Below are 19,479 nucleotides of genomic sequence, written 5' to 3' on the forward strand. Positions count from 1 at the left end.
CGTTGTGCGGCCGTCAGGCCGCGTGCCAGTGCGCGTCGAGCTTCGCGATCAGCGCCGCGCGTTCGTCGGCGCTCACGAACGACGCTGCGAAGCCGTTCCTGATCACCGTGTAGACGTCTTCGTCGCCAAGCTTCAGCGCGTCGACGGTCGCGAAATAGTTTTCGTTGACGTAGCCGCCGAAATACGCGGGATCGTCGGAGTTGATCGTCACCGCGACGCCGCGATCGAGCAGGTCCTTCAGCGTGTGCTTCGTCAGGTCGTCGAACACGCAGAGCTTCAGGTTCGACAGCGGGCAGACGGTGAGCGCGATCTTCGCGTTCGCGAGGCGCGCGACGAGCGCCGCGTTTTCCGAGCTGCGCACGCCGTGATCGACGCGATCCACTTTCAGCACGTCGAGCGCTTCCGTCACGTATTCGGGCGGGCCTTCCTCGCCCGCGTGCGCGACGAGCCTGAGGCCCCGCTCGCGCGCCTTTTCGAACACGCGCGCGAACTTCGACGGCGGATTGTCGCGCTCGGACGAGTCGAGGCCGACGCCGATCAGGCGATGCGCATAGCGGTCGAAGAGGGGCAGCGCCGCTTCGAACGTCGCGAGCGCGTCTTCCTCCGACAGGTGGCGCAGGAAGCACAGGATCAGCTTGCTCGAGAAGCCGCGCGGCTCGGCGTCGGCGAGCGCGCGATCGATGCCCGCGACGACGGTCTCGATCGGCACGCCGCGCTCGGTGTGCGTCTGCGGGTCGAAGAAGATCTCCGCGTGCGCGACGTGATCGGCGAGCGCGCGCTCGACGTATGCGGCCGTCATGTCGTAGAAGTCCTGCTCGGTGAGGAGCACGCTCGCGCCCGCGTAGTAGATGTCGAGGAACGACTGCAGATCCGTGAACGCGTACGCGGCGCGCAGCGCGTCGATCGAGTCGTATGCGAGCTTCACGCCGTTGCGCTGCGCGAGCTCGAAGATCAGCTCGGGCTCGAGCGAGCCTTCGATGTGGATGTGCAGCTCTGCTTTCGGCGCGCGGGCGATCTTGTCTTTGAGTGTCGGGGTCATTGTGGTATCGGTTGTCGCATCTTGGTTTGAATGACGGCGATTCAGTACGCGCCGGCGCCGGACGGCGAAGGCGGCGCGGCCGGACGCTCGTGCGCGCGCCGTGCATCGACGGTCTGCAGGATCTGTGCGGCGACCGCGATCGCGATGGCCTCGGGCGCCTTGTCGACGATGCCGGGCACGCCGATCGGGCACTGCATTCGCGCGATCTGCAGCGGATCGATCCCGCGCGCGGCGAGCCGGTGCTCGAACTGCATCCGCTTCGTGCGCGAGCCGATCATCCCGAAGTACGCGTAGTCGCCGCGTACGAGGATCCGGTGCGCGAGCTCGAGATCGCGGGCGTGATTGTGCGTCATCACGACGAAGTACGCACCGGGCTGCGCTTCGTCGACCGCTTCGTCGGGGGCATCGTTCGCGTCGAGCGCGAGGTTGCGGATGCCCGCGAGCGAGTCGGGCGGCGGGAACTGCGCGTCGCGCTCGTCGACCCAGCGCACGTGGCACGGCAGCGCCGCGAGCACGCGCACGAGCGCCGCGCCGACATGTCCGGCGCCGAACAGCACGACCGAGAATGCGCGCGGCGCGATCGTCTCGGTCAACAGCGGCGCGTCGCCCGTGTCCCACAGCAGGCAGTCGGGGCGCGCGGCGCCCGGCTCGGGCTCGCTCAGCATCACCGCGCCGGGGTCGGGGCCGAGCGACACGCTGCGCACGGTCGGCGCGCCCGCCGCCGTACGCTTCGCGAGCGACGTGACCCAGCCGAGGTCGGCGATGTCGAGCCGCTCGAATGCGAGCACGACCGCGCCGCCGCAGCATTGGCCGAGGCTCGGGCCGAGCGCGAGTCGTTCGAGCCGGCGCGCGTGCGGCGTGTGCGCGCCTTCCTTGAGCAGTTGTCGTGCGATCTCGATCGCCTTCCATTCGAGATGGCCGCCGCCGATCGTATGGCGCGCGGCGTCGCGCGTGACGAGCATCTTCGTGCCCGCGTCGCGCGGCGCGGAGCCGTCGACGCGCGCAACCGTCACGAGGACGGCCGCGTCGCCGCGGGCGAGCAGATGCTGCAGGTCGGTGAGCCAGGTTTCCATCCGGCGCTTCTCCAGAATCAGACCGTGACGGCCGGGCGGGCGGCGGTTGCCGCGTGGATGACGTGTCGCGCTCGCGCGGCGCGGGCGGCCTCGAGATTCGTCGCGTGCGGCGTCTGTCGAGGGGCGGTCGCGGCGACAACGCAGTGGCGCTTCGTGTCGCGGCGCTGCGATCGCGCGATTGCAACATCAGGCCGTGGCGCGCGGAGTGCGAAGCCGACGCCGCTGGCCCGGTCGCCAAAGTCGATGCGGCACGCGCCGCAAACCCGGCAAGGGCGGGCGGCGTCGCGCGTCGCATGCGCGACGCATCGGCTGACGTCGAACGTTCGGACTCGCGACGAACCGGTGAGGCGCGCGTCGTCGGCAGGCTGGGCGCCTCGCGCGTCGTCGCGCGGGGCGGCGCGGACGAGGCCGCGACGGGAAATGCGGATGGTTTGCGTTGTCATGGCGAATCCACGGGACATTGCGGATCAGGCGCGCGTTACGCTGGGTTGAGAGGTTCCCCCCTCGCGCACGTAGATCGCCATCCGGAAACGAAGATAGCACCGCAAAAAAGCGGCGGCATGGCCTGGCGATGATGCGGGCTATTCGGCGGCGATCATGATGCACGTAGGATTCGCGCGCCGGGCCGAAGTTGCCGGGCGGCGGGAAACCGGCGCGCTGGCGCGGTTTGGGGCCGATTGGGCAGGCCGGCGCGGCGTCCGTGCGGGCGGGCTGCGTCGGCGAAGCGGGCGAAAGGGCCCGAAACGTGCGCGACGGGGAGAGCGACAGCGACGGCGAGGCGGGATCGCCCGCCGCTTCGCCGCCGCGCGGCGGACGTCAGCGCAGCCGGCCGCGGTGGCGCAGCAGGCTGACCGCGACGGGCACGACGATCAGCACGAACGCGATCAGCGCCCAGCCGGGCAGCAGAATGCCGAAGATCGGCGGATAGACGGTCTCGCACAGTCCGGCGACCTTGAAGACGCCCGGCAGCCAGTGCGCGGGCGGCAGACTGTCGACGATCGGCTGCAGCGCATCGAAGCCGCAGCTGAAGCCCGGGTTCATCTGCACGTACAGGTGGCGCGCGGCGGTGCCGACGCCCGCGGCGGCCGACAGCACGATGAGCGCTTCGAACATCGCGACGCCGGCGCCGCTCGTCATTCCCGCGCCGAGAAACGCGAATATCGCGATCAGCAGGAAGAAATAGCGCTGGATGATGCAAAGCGGGCACGGATCCTCGTTCTTCACATACTGCAGATAGAGCGCGCCGGCCAGGAGCGCGAGGCATACGAGGCCGAGCAGCACGAGCAGCCGTCGTTCGCGGCGCAGCGAGAGCGTCAGATTGTTCATCGAAACGGGATTCCTTCGAGCGGTCAGGAAAATGAATCGTCGGATTTTAACGCGAACGCCGCGTCGTATTCCGACGGCGCGGCGTCGAGCGCTCGGGCGGGGTCAGCGGATCGTCGCGAGCACGGCCTCGACCGCCTGGCCGATCGCGAGCAGCGCGTCGTCGTGGTGCGGTGCGGCGGCGAGCATCAGGCCGACGGGCGCCGTGTCGCGCGGATGGCACGGCAGCGACAGCGCGCACGCATCGAGGAAGTTGAATGCGCTCGGGTTGCGCAGCACGAGTGCGTTCGTGCGCGTGAACGCGTCGTCGTCGCGCTCGAGTTCGTCGATGCGCGGCGGGGCGACGGGCACCGTCGGCGCGACGAGCGCGTCGAAGCGCTGCCATACGGTGCGCGCCGCTTCGTCGACGAGCGCGGCGCGCGCGGCGACGAGATCGAGATAATCGGCGGCGCTCGCCGGCTCGCCCTTCAGGATTCGCGCAAGCACGCGCGGATCGTATGCGTCGCGATGGCGCGCAATGAGCGTGCGATGCCACGCGTACGCCTCGATCGACGAAAAGCCGAAGCGGTTGATGTCGGGCAGCCGGTCGAGCGGCGCGAAGCGCGCTTCCGACACGATCGCGCCTGCTGCCTCCAGGTGCTTGAGCGCTGCGTCGAGCGATGCCGCGACGTGCGCGTCGACGCCGTCCGTCACATAGTTCGTCAGCACGCCGAGCCGCACGCCTTCGAGCGGGCGCGCGGCGGGCACGTGCGGCTCGAGGCCGGCGAGAATCCGGTCGACGAGCGCGCAGCACGCGACCGACACGCCGATCGGACCGAAGGAATCGAGCGTCGTCGACAGCGGCACGCCGCCTTGCTTCGGAATCCGGCTCGCGGTCGGCTTGAAGCCCGTCAGTCCGCAGAGCGCGGCGGGGATCCGGATCGAGCCGCCCGTGTCGGTCGCGAGCGCGACGGCCGCCATCCCGTCCGCGACGGATGCGGCCGCGCCCGACGACGAGCCGCCCGCGATCCGCTCGTCGCCCGGCACGCCGCGCCGGTACGGCGAGCGCGGGGTGCCGAAGTGCGGATTCAGGCCGAGGCCCGAGAACGCGAACTCGCTCATGTTCGTGCGGCCGACGAGCACGGCGCCCGCGCGTTTCAGGCGGGCGACGGCGATCGCGTCGACGGTGGCGGGCGGCGCGTCGTCGAGCACGCGCGAGCCGGCGCGCGTCACCTGGCCCTCGACGTCGAACAGGTCCTTCACCGACACCGGAATGCCGGCGAGCGGCGACAACACGGTGCCCGCGGCGCGCAGCCGGTCGTGCGCGTCGGCGGTCGCGCGCGCGCCTTGCGCATCGACTTCGGTGAACGCGATCGCGCCCTGGCCCGCCGGATCGGCGATCCGTTCCAGCGCGGCTTCGACGAGCGCGCGGCTCGTCGTCGCACCGGCGGCGAGATCGGCGGCGAGTCGGGCGAGCGGCGGGAAGGGGGCGAACGTGGTCATGGCGGTATCGGGCTCGATTGGGTTGGCGAAGTGCCGCGCGCAGGGCTCGGCACGATGCGTCGCGCGCCGCGAACGTCGGAGCGCGGCGGCTGGGTTCGGGCATTGTAGAACAGCGTTGCGGCGCGAGGGCGGGGGGCGGCGCGCGTCGGCGCGTTGCGTGGAATGCGCGGATTGCCGCGCGCCGAAGCGGCAGGATGCCGGATCGAGCGCGGCCGGAAACGGCGTCGGACGCCGATTCGCGAGCGGAACCGTTGCGATATGCCAACGGCGTTCGTGCACGTTTGCTCGCGCTTGTCGCCTGCCGGTCGATATCGCGCCTGTGCCGGGCATAGGGCCGGCGCGTCTGAACCGCGCCTTGTCCCGCCGCGCCGACGCGGCTGCAATGCCGCCGCGCGCCGCTTCGTACGCCGAAAAATGCGCGATGTCGCGCGCTGGCAACGCACGTCGAAGCGCATTCGACACAGTGTTGCAACAATATCGACGAAATTCTGTCGGTTTGCCGCCGATCGTGTACTGAAGGATAATGAATTCTCGTTGATTCTCCGCGTGACCGACGCGCCAGACCTCCGTCATGAGCGAAAACACGTCCGCAAGAGCCGATCAGTCCGGCTCTGCTTCCTCTTCCGTTGCGGCGCCTTCCGGCCACGCCGGCCCGGACTCTTCGCCGTCTACCGTTTCCGACAAGCCGCCAGCGGGCGCGACCGTTCATGTCAGCGCGTTCGCCGCGCAGATCGCGGCTGCGCAGGACGTCGGCGATCCCGGCTCCGCGCCGACCGACACGATCGCCGAGCCGGGCGCGCCCGGCGTCGTCGCGGGCAGTGGGGCCGCGCAGCCGGGCGCAGCCGCGACGGCGCCCGGTTCGGCCGCAGCCGGCGCCGCCTCGTCCGGCGCGACTGGCGCCGGCGCATCGACGTCCGGCACCACGGCGGCCGGCGCCACGGCGTCCACGGCCAAGAACGGCTCGCCTCCGCCAGGCTTCGGCGCGCAACCCGATTTCGAGACGCCGCGTCCGCCGCCCGCGAGCGCTGCTTCGCCCGCGCCGCCCGCCTACCTGAAACAGAGCGACACGCCGTGGTCGGTGTTCGGCCGGATCGTTGCCGCGCGTGCGCGCCGGCTGTTCGACCGCGCCGGCCAGCGGATCACGCAGCGCACGCTGCGCATCGGCGTGTCGGCGCGCATCTTCCATCCGGAGCCGGGCGCGCCCGGGCTGCGCGGCAAGACGCTGCAGTATCTGGAGGAATCGATCGCGCATTGGGTGATGTCGCGCAACGTGCTCGTGTTCATGATTCCGACCGTCGGCCATCAGGGGATGCTGCATCCGAGCAACATCCGGCTGCGCGACTACGCGAAGCATCTCGACGGCCTCTTGCTGCAAGGCGGCGCCGACGTGTCGCCGCAGACCTACGCGGCCGCCGACGCGCGCCCCGAGTGGCCCGGCGACCGCGTGCGCGACATGTACGAGCTCGAACTGCTGCACGAGTTCATCGAGTCGGGCAAGCCGGTGCTCGGCGTGTGCCGCGGCTGCCAGCTGATCAACGTCGCGTTCGGCGGCTCGCTCTATCAGGACATCGCGAGCGACGTGCCGACGGCGGGCGTGCACGTGAGCGAGCATTACGACCAGCATCGTCACGCGATCCGCTTTCCGGACGGCTCGACGCTCGCGAACATGTTCCCCGGCCGCCGCGAGGCGATCGTCAACTCGATCCACCATCAGGCGATCCGCGATATCGGCCGCGATCTGAACATCGAGGCCGTATCGGCGGAAGACGGGATCATCGAAGGGATCCGCTATCGCCGCGCGCCGTTCGTCGTCGGCGTCCAATGGCACCCGGAGTTCCATCGTGCGGGCGGCCCCGAGCTGCTCGACTGCACGCCGCTTCTCGACACGTTCCTGAGAGCGGCGCGCGAGACGCGGCTATAACCGGCGCGCGACACGAAATCGACGCAGGAAAATCGACGGGCCGCACCTCGGTGCGGCCCGTCGTGCGTTCGGCGTCCGGAGCATCGGCATGCCATCGCGCGATCTCCCAATGGCGCCGCGCGACATCGCATCGTCCGCACAAAAAATGCGCAAAAGCCCCGGGATATCCGCTTGTTTTCAAATGCCTTTCGGATGACGTCGCAAGCGACGCTTTGACGCATCTCGCCGTCGTTCGCAGTAAGATGGCGAGCGCCGTGCAGCGCATCATCGATCTGCACCGCCCCCGGCGCGCCGGGGCAAGAAACACGATGTGATACGCGCCGCGGCCGCCCGGGCGACCGCGGCGCAGCCTTATCGAGAGAGACATGGCTACAGCGTTCCCCGCAATTCAGCAGGAATCCAAGGCCAGGACCGTGTTCCGCGTCGTCAGCGGCAACTTCCTGGAGATGTACGACTTCATGGTCTACGGCTATTACGCGTCCGCGATCGCCAAGACCTACTTTCCGAACGGCAACGCGTTCGCGTCGCTGATGCTGTCGCTGTCGGTGTTCGGCGCGGGCTTCCTGATGCGTCCCGTCGGCGCGGTCGTGCTCGGCGCGTACATCGACCATCACGGCCGCCGCAAGGGCCTCATCCTGACGCTCGCGCTGATGGCGCTCGGCACGCTGACCGTCGCGACGATTCCGGGCTACGCGACGATCGGCGTCCTCGCTCCGATCCTCGTGCTGCTCGGACGGCTGCTGCAGGGCTTCTCGGCGGGCGTCGAGCTGGGCGGCGTGTCGGTGTACCTGTCCGAGATCGCGACGAAGGGCAACAAGGGCTTTTATACGTCGTGGCAGTCCGGCAGCCAGCAGGTGGCCGTCGTGTTCGCCGCGTTCGTCGGCGTGCTGCTGAACCGCGCGCTGCCCGTCGAGCAGATGACTTCGTGGGGCTGGCGCATTCCGTTCCTGATCGGCTGCCTGATCGTGCCGTTCCTGTTCCTGATCCGCCGCTCGCTGAAGGAAACCGACGAGTTCCTCGCGAAGCGCCACCGTCCGAGCATGGGCGAGATCATGAAGTCGATGCTCGAAAACTGGGGCGTCGTGCTGGCGGGCATGGGGATGGTCATCATGACGACGGTGTCGTTCTACATGATCACCGCGTACACGCCGACGTTCGGCAAGGAAGTGCTGCATCTGTCGGCGATCGACGCGCTCGTCGTGACCGTCTGCGTCGGGCTGTCGAACCTGGTCTGGCTGCCGCTGTCGGGCGCGCTGTCCGACCGGATCGGCCGCCGTCCGGTGCTGATCGCGTTCACGGCGCTCACGATCCTGACCGCGTATCCGGCGATGCAATGGCTCGTCGCGTCGCCGTCGTTCCTGCGGCTGCTGTCGGTCGAGCTGTGGCTGTCGTTCCTGTACGGCTCGTACAACGGTGCGATGGTTGTCGCGCTGACCGAAGTGATGCCGGTCGACGTGCGCACGGCGGGCTTCTCGCTCGCGTACAGTCTCGCGACGACGATCGGCGGCTTCACGCCGGCGATCTCGACGCTGTTGATCCACGAGACCGGCAACAAGGCGGCGCCGGGCCTCTGGCTGGGGCTCGCGGCGGTCTGCGGGCTGATCGCGACGCTCGTGCTGTACCGGTCGCCGGAAGCGCGCAAGCAGTACAAGACGACTTGAGCGGACGAGCGGCTCCGCGCAAGCGGGCCGGAGCGGTCGCAACGAAAAAAACGGGGCGCTCGGCGCTCCGTTTTTTGGGGGGCGAGGCGGTTTGCCGTGGTGACGGGGTGGTGCGGCGACGCCGCAGCATGTGGCGGCAGGGCGCGGCGGCGTGAAGGGGCGGCTCGAGGGCTCGACGTTCTGATGGCTCGGTGGCGGCTCGACGGCGAGAAGTCGAGCGCGTTCGACAGCACCGCATCGAGGCCGCGCGACGATTCGCCGGCACGAAGCCAGGACGAACCGTGCACGCGCGACCGCCCACCGTCCACCGTCACCCGCCGGCGATCTCGCCCGCGACCGCCGCGACCACGTCCTCCCAACGCCCCGGCTCCGACTGCCTGACGAGCCGCGCGTGCGGATACCACGGGCTGTCGCCGCCCGTGCTCCAGCGCCAGTCGGCGGCGACGGGCAGCATCAGCCACAGCGGCTTGTCGAGCGCGCCCGCGAGGTGCGCGACCGCCGTGTCGATCGACACGACGCCGTCGAGCCGATCGACGAGCGCGGCCGTTGCCGCGAAATCGGTCAGACCGTCGAACCGATGGATGCGCGCCGCATGCGGATGCGCGTCGAGCGCCGCCCGCTCGGTGTCCGACAGCGCCGGCTGCAGCGTGATCCAGTCGACGTCGGCGAGCGCGAAGAGCGGCGCGAGCGCGTCGAGCGGCAGCGCCCGGTTTTCCTGCACTTGCGCGCTGCCGGACCACGCGATCCCGAACTTGCGCTTCGCCTGTCCGCCGAGCGAACCGCGAAAGCGGCGCCGCGCCGCGTCGGGCACGTCGAGATACGGCGTGTGCGACGGGATCGCGTCGTATTCGAGGCCGAGCGCGAACGGCAGGCTGAGGAGCGGGCAGACGAGGTCGGCGGCGGGCGTTCTCGCCGCATCGGCGGATACGACATTCACGCGCCAGCGCGCGGCCATCGGCTCGATGAGCGGCAGCAGCGCCGGCTGGACCTGCAGGATTACGCGTGCGCAGCGCTCGCGCGCCAGCGGAACGAGCCGCACGAACTGCAGCGTATCGCCGAAGCCCTGTTCGGCGCGCACGAGCAGCGTGCGGCCTTCGATCGGCTCGCCCTGCCAGCGCGGCAGCGGCCCGAGCGGCGCGGCGCCCGGCAGCGCATGCCGCGCTTCGTACGCGGGCAGGCCGCGCGCGAAGTCGCGCAGCGTGAGCAGCGTGACCGCGCGATGCATTTGCGCGAGCGAGTGCGCGGGATCGAGCCGCAGCGCCTGATCGAATGCGCGCAGCGCCATCTCGTGCGCGCCGAGCGCATGGTGCGCGGTGCCCAGGTTGAGCCACGCGAGCACGAACGACGGATCGAGCCCGACCGCTCGCTCGTAATGCGGCAGCGCGTCGCGATGACGGCCAAGCGCCGCGAGCGCGTTCGCGAGACCGAACAGCGCGAGCGGGAAGCGCGGCTGCAGCGCGAGCGCGGATTCGAACGCGGGCAGCGCCTCCGCGTGCCGGCCGACCGCGTCGAGCGCGTTGCCGAGATTGAAATGCGCGGCGACGAAGCGCGGCTCGGCGGCGAGCGCCGCACGAAAATGCGCGACCGCTTCGTCTGTCCTTCCGAGCGCGGCGAGCGCCATGCCGAGGTTGTTGTGCGCGCCCGCGTGGCCGGGACGCAACTCGAGCGCGCGGCGAAACGCCGCAAGCGCGCCGTCGTGCCGGCCGAGCGCGTTGAGCGCGTTGCCGAGATTGTTGTGGATCGACGCGTCGCCGGGCGTGAGCGCGAGCGCGCGCTCGAACGCGTCGACGGCGTCGTCGTGGCGCTCCTGCGCCGCATACGCGTTGCCGAGGTTGTAGTGCGCGAGCGGGAACGCCGGCGCGAGCGTGAGCGCGTTGCGAAAGCGCTCGATCGCGTCGTCGAGCCGGCCGAGCGCCTTGAGCGCATTGCCGAGATTCAACTGCAGCGCGGCGTCGTTCGGGCGCAGCTCGACCGCGCGGCCGACGAGATCGGCCGCTTCTTCGTGCCGGCCCTGCTGATGGCGCAGCACGCCGAACAGGTGCAGCGCATCGGCGTCGGCGGGGTTGGCCGCGAGCGCCGCCCGATAACCGTGTTCGGCATCGTCGAGCCGGCCTGCGCGGTGTGCGGCAAATGCGCGGTCGAAAGCGGATTCCATGACGCGAGACAAGCGAGAAACTTCGCATTTTCCCATACCTCGGATGGCGCCGGCCGTTTCGGCCGCGCTATGGATGCGGCGAGGCGGCGGGCGTAGACTGCGGATGTTGCGTATCGACGAGGTCTTTATGGCAGTCGTTCCGCTCGCCACTCCTCCCGTCCTGATCGTCGGCGCCGGTCCGACCGGGCTCGCCGCCGCGCTCTGCCTCGCGCGCGCCCGCGTGCCGGTGCGGATCGTCGACAAGGCGGCGCAGCCCGCGCGCTATTCGCGCGCGATCGGCATCCAGGCCAGAACGCTCGAGCTCTTCGAGCAGCAGCGCGTCGTCGAGCGGTTCGTCGAGCTCGGGCATCGCGCGCGCGTCGCGATCCTGTATTCGGGCGGGCAGCGCATCGTCGAGCTCGACTTCGATCCGTTGCAAACGCGTTATCCGTATCTGCTGTTTCTCGATCAGACCGTCACCGAGCGGCTGTTGACCGAGCATCTCGCGACGTTCGGCGTCGATGTCGAGCGCGGCGTGACGCTCACGCGCTGCACCGATCCGGAAGGCGCGCTCGAAGTCCGGCTGCGCCACGACGAAGGCTGGGAGGAGAGCATGCAGCCGTCGTACGTCGTCGCGGCGGACGGCGCGCACAGCACCGTCCGGCATCTGCTCGACGTCGATTTCGTCGGACATGCGCTCGAGCAGACGTTCATGCTCGCCGATCTCGACGTCGGCGCCGACTGGCCGGACGACGAGATTCATTTGTTCACGACGGGCGACGGCCTCGCCGGATTGTTTCCGATGGGTAACGGCCGCTACCGGCTCGTCGCGGATCGCCCGCCGCGCAACGGCGCGCTCGACGACGAGCACGGGCCGTCGCTCGAGCTGTGTCGCGACGTCGTGCGCGCGCGCGTGACGCCCGAGCTGAAGATCGGCGATCTCGCGTGGTCGTCATACTTTCATCTGCACAGCCGGATGGTCGCGAAGCTGCGCGTCGGGCGCGTGTTCTTCGCGGGCGACGCCGCGCACGTGCACAGCCCGGCGGGCGCGCAGGGGATGAACACGGGCATTCAGGAGGCGTTCAATCTCGGCTGGAAGCTCGCGCGGGTGCTTGCCGGTAATGCGCCCGAGCGTCTGCTCGACACCTACCATGCCGAGCGCCATCCGATCGAGCGCGACGTGCTGCGGCAGACGAGCTTCGCGACGCAGGTCGTCGAGGCGGACCGCGGGCCGCTCAAGCTGCTGCGCGAGCACATCGTGCCGATCCTCGCGTCGTTCGGGCCGCTGCGGGACGCGGCGCGCCGCACGGTCAGCGAGCTCGCGATCCAGTATCGGAAGAGTCCGCTCACGCTCGAGCGCGCGTTCGACGGCGGGCCGCGCGCGGGCGAGCGCGCGCCGGACGCGCTCGTGCACGTGCTCGACGGGCCGCTCGGCAAGGCACCCGGCGTCGCGCGCCTCTTCGATCTGCACGATCCCGCGCATTTCACGCTGCTCGTGCTCGAGCCGCGCGCGGCCGTCGACGACACATTGCCGTCGGATCCGGGAGAAGACGGCCGCGCGCTCGCCGACGCGCTCGAGCGGATCATGCCGGGCGCGGTGCGCTGCTGGCGCGTGACGGATGCGGAAGGCGAAGGCGCACCGCTCATGAGCGACGTGTACGGGCGCACGCGGCCGGTGTTCTATCTGCTGCGGCCGGACGGCTACGTCGCCGCGCGCGGCCGCCCGGCGGCCGACACGGACGCGGTGCTGCGCCATTGCGAGACGTGGTTCTCGGGGATGCGGCTCGAGACTTGACGAGGAGGGCGCGCGCGATGCGCGCGGCGCAGACACGGACATCGGGTCGCGCGACGATCGGCGCCGCCGCGCCGTCTATTCCTGATGCGAGCGAACGTTGCGCCGTCGCCGCGTCGCTTGCGCTTGCGCATACGCATACGCATACGCGCGCGCCCGCGCCCGCGCCGCCTCGCCCTACGCCGCGCGCGGCGGCGCGGGGGCAGGCTCGAGCGATGCGCGGTGCTTGTCGATCGCCTCGCGAACGATCGGCGCGACGCTACGCGCGGCTTCGTCGTGCGGATCGTCGAGCGCCGCGAGGAGCGCGCGCCGCATCCGCGGCTCCCAGAAGCGCCGGATGTGATCGGCGACGCCCGCGACCGCCTCGTCGTGATCGGGCATCGATGCGAAGAACGCGCCGATCTGGTTTGCCATGTCGATCAAGTGTCGGCTTTCCATCTCGACCTCACTTGCCCGTTACCGGCGCGGGCGCCGCAGTGCGCCGCTCGAGCAGCGCGAGCTGCTCCGCGCTGAAGCGCGTGTATGCGCGCTGCCATTCGGACGGTTGCGCGACGGGCGCGACCTGCACGGCCGTCACCTTGTACTCGGGGCAGTTGGTCGCCCAGTCCGAGCTGTCGGTCGTGATCACGTTCGCGCCGGATTCGGGAAAGTGGAACGTCGTGTAGACGACGCCCGGCTGCATCCGCTCGGTGACGAGCGCGCGCAGCACCGTCTGCCCCGCGCGCGATTCGACGCCGACCCAATCGCCCGTCCTGATGCCGCGATCGTTCGCGTCGTGCGGATGGATCTCGAGCCGGTCCTCGTCGTGCCAGCGGACGTTGTCGGTGCGGCGCGTCTGCGCGCCGACGTTGTACTGCGACAGGATCCGGCCCGTCGTCAGGATGAGCGGATAGCGCGGCGTGACTTTCTCCGGCGACGCGATGTATTGCGTGATCATGAACTTGCCCTTGCCGCGCACGAACTGGCCGACGTGCATCGTCGGCGTGCCTTCCGGCGTGGCGTCGTTGCACGGCCACTGGACGCTGCCGAGCTCGTCGAGCAGCGCGTACGACACGCCCGCGAACGTCGGCGTGAGGCGCGCGATCTCGTCCATGATCTCGGACGGATGCGCGTAGCGCATCTCGTAGCCGAGCGCGCGGGACAGCATCAGCGTCACTTCCCAGTCCGCAAAGCCGGACAGCGGCTTCATCGCGCGGCGCACGCGCGAGATCCGGCGCTCGGCGTTCGTGAACGTGCCGTCCTTCTCGAGGAAGGTCGCGCCCGGCAGGAACACGTGCGCGTACTTCGCGGTCTCGTTGAGGAAGATGTCCTGCACGACGAGGCATTCGAGCGACGACAGCGCGGCCGCGACGTGCTGCGTGTTCGGATCGGACTGGACGATGTCCTCGCCCTGGCAGTAGAGGCCCTTGAAGCTGCCGTCGAGCGCCGCGTCGAACATGTTCGGGATGCGCAGGCCGGGCTCCGGTTGCAGCGTCGTCGACCAGGCTTCGTCGAAGCGCGCGCGCACCGCGGCGTCGCCGATGTGCCGGTAGCCGGGCAGCTCGTGCGGGAACGAGCCCATGTCGCACGAGCCCTGCACGTTGTTCTGTCCGCGCAGCGGGTTCACGCCCGCGCCTTCGATGCCGAGGTTGCCCGTCGCCATCGCGAGGTTCGCGATTCCCATCACCATCGTCGAGCCTTGCGCATGCTCGGTCACGCCGAGCCCGTAGAAGATCGCGGCGCGTCCGCCCGTCGCATAGAGGCGCGCGGCGGCGCGCACGGCTTCGGCGGCGACGCCCGTGATGTCCGCCGTCGCCTCGGGCGAATTCTCGGGCCGCGCGGCGAACGCGCGCCACACTTCGAATGCGTGCGGCTCGCAGCGCTCGGCGACGAACGCATCGTCGACGAGCCCCTCGGTGACGATCACGTGCGCGAGCGCGTTGACGAGCGCGACGTTCGTGCCGGGCCGCAGCTGCAGGTGATGGACGGCCTTCACGTGCGGGCCGTCGACGAGATCGATCTTGCGCGGATCGACGACGATCAGCTTCGCGCCTTCGCGCACGCGGCGCTTCAGGCGCGAACCGAACACCGGATGGCCGTCGGTCGGATTCGCGCCGATCACGACGATCACGTCGGCCGAGCCGACCGATGCGAACGTCTGCGTGCCCGCCGATTCGCCGAGCGTGACCTTGAGTCCGTAGCCCGTCGGCGAATGGCAGACGCGCGCGCAGGTGTCGACGTTGTTGTTGCCGAACGCCGCGCGCACGAGCTTCTGTACGAGATAGGTTTCTTCGTTCGTGCAGCGCGACGACGTGATGCCGCCGATCGAATCGCGGCCGTGCTCGTCCTGGATGCGGCGGAACTGCGCGGCCGCGTAGCCGATCGCTTCGTCCCAGCTCGTTTCGCGCCACGGATCGGTGATCTTCTCGCGGATCATCGGCTTCGTGATGCGGTCCTTGTGCGTCGCGTAGCCCCACGCGAAGCGGCCTTTCACGCACGCGTGGCCTTCGTTCGCGAGGCCGTTCTTGTGCGGCGTCATCCGCACGACCTGGCCGCCTTTCATCTCCGCCTTCAGCGAACAGCCGACGCCGCAGTACGCACAGGTCGTGACGACCGCGTGCTCGGGCTGGCCGAGCCGCGTGACGCTCTTCTCGACGAGCGTCGCGGTCGGGCACGCGGCGACGCAGGCGCCGCACGATACGCACTCCGAATCCATGAACGCATCGCCCGCGCTCGCCGCGACGCGCGATTCGAAGCCGCGCGCGGCGATCGTCAGCGCGAACGTGCCCTGCGTCTTCTCGCACGCGCGCACGCAGCGGTTGCAGACGATGCACTTCGACGGGTCGTAGCTGAAGTACGGATTCGACTCGTCCTTCGCATCGCTCAGATGGTTCTTGCCGTCGAAGCCGTAGCGCACCTCGCGCAGCCCGACGACGCCCGCCATGTCCTGCAGCTCGCAATCGCCGTTCGCCGCGCACGTGAGGCAGTCGAGCGGGTGATCGGAGATGTAGAGCTCCATCACGTTGCGGCGCAGGTCCTGCAGCCGGTCGCTTTGCGTGCGCACCTTCATGCCGGCTTCGACGGGCGTCGTGCACGACGCCGGATAGCCGCGCCGGCCTTCGATCTCGACGAGGCACAGGCGGCACGAGCCGAACGGCTCGAGCGAATCGGTCGCGCACAGCTTCGGCACGTTGACGCCGGCCTCGATCGCCGCGCGCATCACCGACGTGCCGGCCGGCACCGTGACCGTGCGGCCGTCGATGTCGAGCGTGACGTCGGTGTCGGCGTGGCGCTTCGGCGTGCCGTAGTCGGTGTCGTCGAACGGATCGGCGCGACGCGCGGGCGCTGCGCTCTTGCACGCGCACTGGCCCGAGCCGCAGCCTTGCCGGGACGAATCGAATGCGGAGGAGGTCATCGGGATTCCTTCTGTCAGGCCGCGGCCGGCGCGGCGCTTTGCGCGTGCGCGGCGAGGCCGAAATCTTCGGGGAAGTGATCGAGTGCGGACAGCACCGGGTACGGCGTCATGCCGCCCATTGCGCAGAGCGAGCCCGCTGTCATCGTGTCGCACAGATCGCGCAGCAGACGCACCTGCTTTTCCGACGTGTCGCCCGCGCGGATCTTCGCGATCGTCTCGACGCCGCGCGTCGAGCCGATCCGGCACGGCGTGCACTTGCCGCACGATTCGAGCGCGCAGAAATGCATCGCGTACTCGGCGAGCTCGGCGAGGTTCGACGTGTCGTCGTGCAGCACGATGCCGCCGTGCCCGACGACGGCGCCCACCGCCGCATACGCTTCGTAATCGAGCGGGATGTCCCACTGGCTGTCGGGCAGGTACGTGCCGAGCGGGCCGCCGACTTGCGCGGCGCGCGCGGGGCGGCCGCTCGCGGTGCCGCCGCCGAAGTCGAACAGCAGCTCGCGCAGCGTGACGCCGAACGCGAGCTCGACGAGCCCGCCGCGCTTCACGTTGCCCGCGAGCTGGAACGGCAGGGTGCCGCGCGAGCGGCCCATCCCGTAGTCGCGGTAGAACGCCGCGCCGCGCGCGAAGATGATCGGCGCGGTCGCGAGCGTGATCACGTTGTTGATGACGGTCGGTTGTCCGAAGAGTCCCGCGAGCGCGGGCAGCGGCGGCTTCGCGCGCACGACGCCGCGCTTGCCTTCGAGCGATTCGAGGAGCGCCGTTTCTTCGCCGCAGACGTAGGCGCCCGCGCCTTTCGCGACGTGCAGCTCGAACGCGTGCGCCGTGCCGAGCACGCTCGCGCCGAGCCAGCCGGCGTCGCGCGCGCGCGCGATCGCGTCGTCGAGCGTCGCGATCGCGTGCGGATATTCGCTGCGCACGTAGACGTAGCCGATCGTCGCGCCCGTCGCGACGCCCGCGATGATCATCCCTTCGATCAGGCAGTACGGATCGCTCTCCATGATGAGGCGATCGGAGAACGTGCCGGAATCGCCTTCGTCCGCATTGCAGACGACGTACTTCTGCGCGGCCGCGGCCTCGCGCACGGTCCGCCACTTGATGCCCGCCGGAAATGCTGCGCCGCCGCGTCCGCGCAGGCCCGATTCGACGAGCGTCTCGCATGCGGCCGCGCCGTCGAGCGCGAGCGCGTTCTTCAGACCTTCGAGGCCGCCGTGCGCGACGTAGTCGTCGATCGACATCGGATCGGTGATGCCGATCCGCGCGAACGTGAGCCGCTGCTGGCGCTTCAGATAAGGGATCTCGTCGACGATTCCGACGCACGCCGGGTGTTCGCCGCCGTCGAGCCAGCCGGCGTCGAAGAGCGCGGGGACATCGGCCGCCGACAGGTTCGCGTAGCCGACGCGGCCCGCCGCGGTGCCGACCTCGACGAGCGGTTCGAGCCACAGCAGCCCGCGCGAGCCGTTGCGCACGAGCTCGATCGCGACGCCGCGCCGGGCCGCCTCGGCCTCGATCGCGCGCGCGAGCGCGTCGGCACCGACCGCGAGCGCCGCGGAATCGCGCGGCACATGGATGCGCGTGCTCATGCGGACTCCTTTGCGTGCACGGCCGCGTCGAGGAGCGCGTCGAAGCGCTCGGCGGTCATCTTCGCGTGCAGTTCGTCGTTGATCGTGAGCGACGGCGACTGCGCGCAGAGGCCCAGGCAATAGACCGATTCGAGCGCGACTTCGCCGCCGTGCTCGCCGTCGATCCGGCAGCCGGCGCGCGCCTGCGCGTGCGCGACGAGCGCCTCGCCGCCCATGCTGCGGCACGCTTCCGCGCGGCAGAGCCGGATCGTCACGCGTGCGGGCGGTGCGGTGCGGAAGTGGTGGTAGTAGGTCAGCACGCCGTGGACTTCGGCCCGCGACAGATTGAGCGCCTTCGCGAGCGGCTCGACGCATGCGGACGGCACGTAGCCCGCTTCGTCCTGAATCGCGTGCAGGATCGCGACGAGCGATCTGCCGGGCAGCGCGTGCGCGCGCACGAGCGTGTCGGTATTGGGGGACATCCGGTTGCCTCCTCCGAAGTCATATATGCGCTTTTTGTTCATATGGAGCGCAAATCGACTCTAGCATATTGATGTGGGTCAACGATAAATCGATAGAATGATGGTCGCAATAGGAAATGGGATTGCATAAATGATTCGAGTCGAATGCGACGCGCATTTGATCGTGCGCGACAACGACGGCCGCACGGCGAGCCTGACCGACGTCGCCCCGCTCCTCGAGCTCGTCGCGGCGACGGGCAGCATCGCGCAGGCGGCCGAGGCGAAAGGGCTGTCGTACCGGCACGCGTGGGGGCTGCTGCGCGCGTTGGAGGCGTGCGTCGGCGGCGCGCTGATCGAGACCGTGCGCGGCAAGGGCTCGTCGCTGTCCGAGCTCGGACAGGCGGTCGTCGACGCGCAGCGGCTGGCGGGCGAGCGCCTCGACGGCAACCTGCGCGCGCTCGCGGCGGAGGTCGCGAGCGGCCTCAACCGGCGGCTCGCGCGGCATGCGGGCGCGCTGCGGATCCACGCGTCGCACGGCTATGCGGTCGCGGCGCTCGTGTCCGCGCTCGTCGACGCCGGCTCGCCCGTCGACATCAAGTACCGCGAAAGCGTCGAGGCGATGCGCTCGCTCGCGGGCGGCGAATGCGATCTGGCGGGCTTTCATCTGCCGCGCGGCGCGTTTCGCGCACACTGTGCGCAGATCTACCGGCCATGGCTCGACGACGCCGATCACGTGCTGATCCACCTGACGCGCCGCAAGCAGGGCCTCTTCGTGCCGCGCGGCAACCCGAAGGGGGTCGCGGGGCTCGCCGACCTGGCGCGCGGCGACATCCGCTTCGTCAACCGGCAGCCGGGCTCCGGCACGCGGATGCTGCTCGATCTCGCGCTGCGCGAGATCGGCGTCGATCCGGAGCGGATCGACGGCTACGCGTCGACGGAACTGACGCATTCGGCGATCGCCGCGTTCGTCGCGAGCGGGATGGCCGATCTCGGCTTCGGCGTCGAGCCTGCCGCGCGCCACTTCGGGCTCGACTTCATTCCGGTTGTCGACGAGGACTATTACTTCGCATGCGAGCGTTCGCGGCTCGGCGACGCACCGCTCGCGGGCGCGCTCGCGCTGCTGCGCGACGACGGCTATCGCGCCGCCGTCGCACGGCTCGACGGCTACGATCCGTGCGCGTGCGGCACGCTCGTCGACGTGCCGGCGGGCCTCGCTGGCACGGCGGGTGACGCGCGCGCGGACGGTCATCAACGGTAACGAAGCGGGCATGCGGGCGGTGCTGCAAGGCGTGCGCAATTGCGTTACGCTAGCCGCTTCCTTTCGTATGAGCCAAAGCGCCGCACCGGCGTTCGACATCGATGAAGCTCCTGACCCATCTCGCCGTCGCGTCCGCGGTCGCGGGCGCGCTCACCGCGGCCGCGACGGTCGCGTTCGCGCAGAACTCGCCCGGCGTGCCGGGCGGCATCCTGAACGAGCAGTTCCGGCTGAACGAGCATCCGCAGATGCCGTTCGCCGCGTCGGCGCCGTCGAAGAAATATCAGACCGGCAAGAAGTCGGATCTGCGCCGGAAGGGCGACCTGGGCGATCCGAGCGGCTGCAACCTGAAGTGCCCGATGGACTGACGGCGTTCTGGCGT

General features: G+C 70.0%; 15 protein-coding genes. 5 read left to right on the plus strand and 10 right to left on the minus strand.

The window, feature by feature from the left end; translation table 11 throughout:
* Positions 1–13: 13 nt before the first annotated feature.
* The 5 genes from BG90_RS12645 to BG90_RS12665 form a co-directional block, all read right to left on the minus strand.
* The gene (locus BG90_RS12645; protein ID WP_010116516.1) at positions 14–1,039 is read right to left on the minus strand and encodes an adenosine deaminase; all 1,026 of its coding nucleotides are present in this window, start codon (positions 1,037–1,039) and stop codon (positions 14–16) included.
* 41 nt (positions 1,040–1,080) lie between these two features.
* Complete coding sequence (gene xdhC, locus BG90_RS12650) at positions 1,081–2,112, minus strand: xanthine dehydrogenase accessory protein XdhC (RefSeq protein ID WP_010116514.1); 1,032 nt, start codon at positions 2,110–2,112, stop codon at positions 1,081–1,083.
* 17 nt (positions 2,113–2,129) lie between these two features.
* A complete protein-coding gene (locus BG90_RS36980; RefSeq protein WP_010116512.1) occupies positions 2,130–2,555 on the minus strand; it encodes a hypothetical protein in 426 nt (141 codons plus the stop codon).
* Positions 2,556–2,928: 373 nt separating this feature from the next.
* The gene (locus BG90_RS12660) at positions 2,929–3,438 is read right to left on the minus strand and encodes a disulfide bond formation protein B (protein WP_010116510.1); all 510 of its coding nucleotides are present in this window, start codon (positions 3,436–3,438) and stop codon (positions 2,929–2,931) included.
* Positions 3,439–3,540: 102 nt separating this feature from the next.
* Positions 3,541–4,917, minus strand: a complete 1,377-nt coding sequence (locus BG90_RS12665; protein ID WP_010116508.1) for an amidase — start codon at positions 4,915–4,917, stop codon at positions 3,541–3,543.
* A gap of 571 nt (positions 4,918–5,488) precedes the next feature.
* Here BG90_RS12665 and BG90_RS12670 point away from each other — a divergent pair.
* Both BG90_RS12670 and tcuC read left to right on the plus strand, forming a co-directional pair.
* Positions 5,489–6,838, plus strand: a complete 1,350-nt coding sequence (locus BG90_RS12670) for a gamma-glutamyl-gamma-aminobutyrate hydrolase family protein (RefSeq protein ID WP_045568156.1) — start codon at positions 5,489–5,491, stop codon at positions 6,836–6,838.
* Positions 6,839–7,203: 365 nt separating this feature from the next.
* Entirely contained in the window at positions 7,204–8,499 is a 1,296-nt protein-coding gene (gene tcuC / locus BG90_RS12675) for an MFS transporter (RefSeq protein WP_010116495.1), read from the plus strand.
* 310 nt (positions 8,500–8,809) lie between these two features.
* Here tcuC and BG90_RS12680 read toward each other — a convergent pair whose 3' ends face one another.
* Positions 8,810–10,654: a tetratricopeptide repeat protein gene (locus BG90_RS12680; RefSeq protein ID WP_010116494.1), complete on the minus strand. Its 1,845-nt coding sequence runs from the start codon at positions 10,652–10,654 to the stop codon at positions 8,810–8,812.
* Between the two features lie 127 nt (positions 10,655–10,781).
* Here BG90_RS12680 and BG90_RS12685 point away from each other — a divergent pair, with 127 nt between their 5' ends.
* Positions 10,782–12,428 carry an FAD-dependent monooxygenase gene (locus BG90_RS12685; RefSeq protein WP_010116493.1) on the plus strand — a complete coding sequence of 549 codons (1,647 nt, stop codon included), beginning with the start codon at positions 10,782–10,784 and terminating at the stop codon, positions 12,426–12,428.
* Between the two features lie 174 nt (positions 12,429–12,602).
* On the opposite strand, the gene BG90_RS12690 is transcribed toward BG90_RS12685, so the two are convergent.
* From BG90_RS12690 to BG90_RS12705, 4 genes are read right to left on the minus strand one after another with little or no spacing between them, the layout of a single operon-like run.
* Positions 12,603–12,863 (minus strand): formate dehydrogenase subunit delta, encoded by a 261-nt coding sequence (locus BG90_RS12690; RefSeq protein WP_010116492.1) that lies wholly within the window; start codon positions 12,861–12,863, stop codon positions 12,603–12,605.
* A gap of 7 nt (positions 12,864–12,870) precedes the next feature.
* On the minus strand, positions 12,871–15,819 hold the full coding sequence (fdhF, locus tag BG90_RS12695) for a formate dehydrogenase subunit alpha (protein ID WP_010116491.1): 2,949 nt from the start codon (positions 15,817–15,819) through the stop codon (positions 12,871–12,873).
* Positions 15,820–15,833: 14 nt separating this feature from the next.
* A complete protein-coding gene (locus BG90_RS12700; protein WP_010116490.1) occupies positions 15,834–17,402 on the minus strand; it encodes a formate dehydrogenase beta subunit in 1,569 nt (522 codons plus the stop codon).
* A complete protein-coding gene (locus tag BG90_RS12705; RefSeq protein ID WP_010116488.1) occupies positions 17,399–17,863 on the minus strand; it encodes an NAD(P)H-dependent oxidoreductase subunit E in 465 nt (154 codons plus the stop codon). Before BG90_RS12705 ends, BG90_RS12700 begins: the two co-directional genes overlap by 4 nt.
* Positions 17,864–17,993: 130 nt before the next feature.
* Here BG90_RS12705 and BG90_RS12710 point away from each other — a divergent pair, with 130 nt between their 5' ends.
* The gene (locus tag BG90_RS12710; protein ID WP_010116483.1) at positions 17,994–19,100 is read left to right on the plus strand and encodes a substrate-binding domain-containing protein; all 1,107 of its coding nucleotides are present in this window, start codon (positions 17,994–17,996) and stop codon (positions 19,098–19,100) included.
* Positions 19,101–19,201: 101 nt separating this feature from the next.
* Entirely contained in the window at positions 19,202–19,465 is a 264-nt protein-coding gene (locus BG90_RS12715) for a hypothetical protein (protein ID WP_010116481.1), read from the plus strand.
* The last annotated feature ends 14 nt before the right edge of the window (positions 19,466–19,479 follow it).

The sequence above is a fragment of the Burkholderia oklahomensis C6786 genome, from assembly GCF_000959365.1.
Lineage (GTDB): Bacteria > Pseudomonadota > Gammaproteobacteria > Burkholderiales > Burkholderiaceae > Burkholderia > Burkholderia oklahomensis.

Excerpts from the sequence above, each read along its gene's own strand:
- BG90_RS12645 (WP_010116516.1), bottom strand. The coding sequence starts at position 1,039 with ATGACCCCGACACTCAAAGACAAGATCGCCCGCGCGCCGAAAGCAGAG.
- xdhC (WP_010116514.1), bottom strand. The coding sequence starts at position 2,112 with ATGGAAACCTGGCTCACCGACCTGCAGCATCTGCTCGCCCGCGGCGAC.
- BG90_RS36980 (WP_010116512.1), bottom strand. The coding sequence starts at position 2,555 with ATGACAACGCAAACCATCCGCATTTCCCGTCGCGGCCTCGTCCGCGCC.
- BG90_RS12660 (WP_010116510.1), bottom strand. The coding sequence starts at position 3,438 with ATGAACAATCTGACGCTCTCGCTGCGCCGCGAACGACGGCTGCTCGTG.
- BG90_RS12665 (WP_010116508.1), bottom strand. The coding sequence starts at position 4,917 with ATGACCACGTTCGCCCCCTTCCCGCCGCTCGCCCGACTCGCCGCCGAT.
- BG90_RS12670 (WP_045568156.1), top strand. The coding sequence starts at position 5,489 with ATGAGCGAAAACACGTCCGCAAGAGCCGATCAGTCCGGCTCTGCTTCC.
- tcuC (WP_010116495.1), top strand. The coding sequence starts at position 7,204 with ATGGCTACAGCGTTCCCCGCAATTCAGCAGGAATCCAAGGCCAGGACC.
- BG90_RS12680 (WP_010116494.1), bottom strand. The coding sequence starts at position 10,654 with ATGGAATCCGCTTTCGACCGCGCATTTGCCGCACACCGCGCAGGCCGG.
- BG90_RS12685 (WP_010116493.1), top strand. The coding sequence starts at position 10,782 with ATGGCAGTCGTTCCGCTCGCCACTCCTCCCGTCCTGATCGTCGGCGCC.
- BG90_RS12690 (WP_010116492.1), bottom strand. The coding sequence starts at position 12,863 with ATGGAAAGCCGACACTTGATCGACATGGCAAACCAGATCGGCGCGTTC.
- fdhF (WP_010116491.1), bottom strand. The coding sequence starts at position 15,819 with ATGACCTCCTCCGCATTCGATTCGTCCCGGCAAGGCTGCGGCTCGGGC.
- BG90_RS12700 (WP_010116490.1), bottom strand. The coding sequence starts at position 17,402 with ATGAGCACGCGCATCCATGTGCCGCGCGATTCCGCGGCGCTCGCGGTC.
- BG90_RS12705 (WP_010116488.1), bottom strand. The coding sequence starts at position 17,863 with ATGTCCCCCAATACCGACACGCTCGTGCGCGCGCACGCGCTGCCCGGC.
- BG90_RS12710 (WP_010116483.1), top strand. The coding sequence starts at position 17,994 with ATGATTCGAGTCGAATGCGACGCGCATTTGATCGTGCGCGACAACGAC.
- BG90_RS12715 (WP_010116481.1), top strand. The coding sequence starts at position 19,202 with ATGAAGCTCCTGACCCATCTCGCCGTCGCGTCCGCGGTCGCGGGCGCG.